The following is a 2,605-nucleotide window of genomic DNA, read 5'->3' as shown; positions in this document are numbered from 1 at the left end:
GGGGGTTGTTTGTAGGTGTTGTTGTAAGTGTGTAAGGGCGTTCGGTGGATGCCTTGGTACCAGGAGCCGATGAAGGACGTGGTAGGCCGCGATAGTCCTCGGGGAGTTGTCAAACGAGCTGTGATCCGAGGGTGTCCGAATGGGGAAACCCAGCACGAGTGATGTCGTGTTACCACCAGCTGAATGTATAGGCTGTGTGGGGGGAACGTGGGGAAGTGAAACATCTCAGTACCCATAGGAAGAGAAAACAATTGTGATTCCGTGAGTAGTGGCGAGCGAAAGCGGAGGAGGCTAAACCATGCGCATGTGATACCGGGTAGGGGTTGTGTGTGTGGGGTTGTGGGGTTCGTCTTCTTCCATCTGCCTGTGGAAGCGTGAGTCAAAAAGCTGTGTGTTAGGTGAAGTGGCCTGGAATGGTCTGCCGTAGTCGGTGAGAGTCCGGTAGCTGAAAACACATGGTCTTGCGTGACGGTGTCCCCAAGTAGCAGCGGGCTCGTGGAATCTGCTGTGAATCTGCCGGGACCACCCGGTAAGCCTGAATACTTCCTGGTGACCGATAGCGGACTAGTACCGTGAGGGAAAGGTGAAAAGTACCCCGGGAGGGGAGTGAAATAGTACCTGAAACCGGACGCTTACAATCCGTCAAAGCCTGTGCCTTCGGGGCGGGTGATGGCGTGCCTTTTGAAGAATGAGCCTGCGAGTTAGTGCTCGGTGGCGAGGTTAACCCGTGTGGGGTAGCCGTAGCGAAAGCGAGTCTGAATAGGGCGWTWGAGTCGCCGGGTCTAGACCCGAAGCGGAGTGATCTACCCATGGCCAGGGTGAAGCGTCGGTAAGACGTCGTGGAGGCCCGAACCCACTTCAGTTGAAAATGGAGGGGATGAGTTGTGGGTAGGGGTGAAAGGCCAATCAAACTCCGTGATAGCTGGTTCTCCCCGAAATGCATTTAGGTGCAGCGTCACATGTTTCTTACTGGAGGTAGAGCTACTGGATGGCCGATGGGCCCCACAGGGTTACTGACGTCAGCCAAACTCCGAATGCCGGTAAGTGAGAGTGTGGCAGTGAGACTGCGGGCGATAAGGTTCGTAGTCGAGAGGGAAACAGCCCAGATCGCCGGCTAAGGCCCCTAAGCGTGTACTAAGTGGAAAAGGATGTGGGGTCGCGAAGACAACCAGGAGGTTGGCTTAGAAGCAGCCATCCTTGAAAGAGTGCGTAATAGCTCACTGGTCAAGTGATCCTGCGCCGACAATGTAGCGGGGCTCAAGTACACCGCCGAAGCCGCGGCACTCACACRTTAGCCCGTCGATCTTCTATGGAGGGTCGACCAGGTGTGTGGGTGGGTAGGGGAGCGTCCTGCATCCGTGGAAGCGCCGGAGTGATCCAGGTGTGGAGGGTGTGGGAGTGAGAATGCAGGCATGAGTAGCGAAAGCAGAGTGAGAAACTCTGCCGCCGAATGACCAAGGGTTCCTGGGCCAGGCTAATCCGCCCAGGGTGAGTCGGGACCTAAGGCGAGGCCGACAGGCGTAGTCGATGGACAACGGGTTGATATTCCCGTACCCGTGTATCCGCGCCCATGCTGAATCAGTTGTACTAACCATCCTGATCCCCCGGGARSRYCTTCGGRYSYCGAGTGGGGTGATGCATGGGACCTTGGCTGGTAGTAGGCAAGCGATGGGGTGACGCAGGAAGGTAGTGGGGCCAGTCAGTGGTTGTACTGGTGTAAGCCTGTAGGGCGAGTGATAGGCAAATCCGTCACTCACATAGCCTGAGAGGTGATGCGTAGCCGTTGTGGCGAATTCCATGATCCTATGCTGCCGAGAAAAGCCTCTAGTGAGTTGGTACACGGCCCGTACCCCAAACCAACACAGGTGGTCAGGTAGAGAATACTAAGGCGATCGAGAGAACTGTGGTTAAGGAACTCGGCAAAATGCCCCCGTAACTTCGGGAGAAGGGGGACCCATCCTGGTGACGATCTTTTCGGTCTGAGCTGGTGTGGGTCGCAGAGACCAGAGAGAAGCGACTGTTTACTAAAAACACAGGTCCGTGCGAAGTCGTAAGACGATGTATACGGACTGACGCCTGCCCGGTGCTGGAAGGTTAAGAGGACCGGTTAATCACTTCGGTGGTGAAGCTGAGAATTTAAGCCCCAGTAAACGGCGGTGGTAACTATAACCATCCTAAGGTAGCGAAATTCCTTGTCGGGTAAGTTCCGACCTGCACGAATGGCGTAACGACTTCTCTGCTGTCTCAACCACAGACTCGGCGAAATTGCAGTACGAGTAAAGATGCTCGTTACGCGCGGCAGGACGAAAAGACCCCGGGACCTTCACTATAGCTTGGTATTGGTGTTCGGTTCGGTTTGTGTAGGATAGGTGGGAGACTGTGAAGTGGGCACGCCAGTGTTCATGGAGTCGTTGTTGAAATACCACTCTGATCGTATTGGACTTCTAACCTCGGACCCTGATCGGGTTCAGGGACAGTGCCTGGTGGGTAGTTTAACTGGGGCGGTTGCCTCCTAAAAGGTAACGGAGGCGCCCAAAGGTTCCCTCAGCCTGGTTGGCAATCAGGTGTTGAGTGTAAGTGCACAAGGGAGCTTGACTGTGAGACG

1 rRNA gene is annotated in these 2,605 nt (G+C 55.4%); it reads left to right on the top strand.

Annotation, left to right across the window (positions count from 1 at the left end):
- Positions 1–21: 21 nt before the first annotated feature.
- Positions 22–2,605 (top strand): 23S ribosomal RNA (locus A9310_RS22235); the annotation flags it as partial.

The organism is Gordonia sp. UCD-TK1 (genome assembly GCF_001691435.1).
GTDB classification, from domain to species: Bacteria; Actinomycetota; Actinomycetes; order Mycobacteriales; family Mycobacteriaceae; genus Gordonia; species Gordonia hongkongensis.
The sequence above is the reverse complement of the archived record's forward strand: the minus strand, read 5'-3'. Positions and strand labels throughout refer to the sequence as shown.